This is a genomic window from Shewanella sp. S1-58-MNA-CIBAN-0166, assembly GCF_040310085.1.
GTDB lineage: Bacteria > Pseudomonadota > Gammaproteobacteria > Enterobacterales > Shewanellaceae > Shewanella.
Genome location: NZ_JBEOPN010000079.1, coordinates 1 through 643 on the forward strand (window position 1 = coordinate 1; position 643 = coordinate 643).

Below are 643 nucleotides of genomic sequence, written 5' to 3' on the forward strand. Positions count from 1 at the left end.
CTGAGTAAGCAGCAGATTCTGTCACAGGCTTCATCTGCAATGTTGGCGCAAGCGAATCAGTTACCACAGGTTGCATTATCACTACTTGGTTAATCATTAGCCATTAGCCATTAGCCATTAGTCGATATAGTAAACCCCGCCACTTATTCAAGTGACGGGTTTTTTATTTGTAGGTTATGTATTGAAAATAAGAGTTTATTGCGTTTCTAATGTATAAATTTTGTATTGTGTAAAAAAAAACTAAAGTTCCTCGTAACCATGCCGTTACCTTAATTGTAACCAATATGATTCGCCTGGCTTAATACAGACAGGCAATGTCTACAGTCAGGAATACGAGGAATTAAATCATGGCTATTTCAGTAAACACTAACGTAACGTCAATGAAAGCACAGGGCAACCTAAACAAAGCACAAAGCAATACTGCTACCTCTATGGAGCGTTTAGCTTCAGGTCTTCGCATTAACAGTGCAAAAGATGATGCTGCTGGCTTACAAATTTCAAACCGTATGACCAGTCAAATTAACGGTATTGGCGTCGCTATGCGTAACGCTAACGATGGTATCTCAATTGCTCAAACCGCTGAAGGTGCAATGAGTGAGTCTACTAATATTTTGCAACGTATGCGTGACTTGTCTTTGCAGTC

Annotated in this window: 2 protein-coding genes; both read left to right on the top strand. The window is 39.7% G+C overall.

What is annotated here, in order from left to right; translation table 11 throughout:
• Entirely contained in the window at positions 1 to 93 is a 93-nt protein-coding gene (locus AAEY99_RS21155; protein WP_351011939.1) for a flagellin, read from the top strand.
• Positions 94 to 347: 254 nt separating this feature from the next.
• Positions 348 to 643, top strand: a 296-nt coding sequence (locus tag AAEY99_RS21160; protein ID WP_502959518.1) for a flagellin N-terminal helical domain-containing protein, incomplete at its 3' end; no start/stop codon positions are given.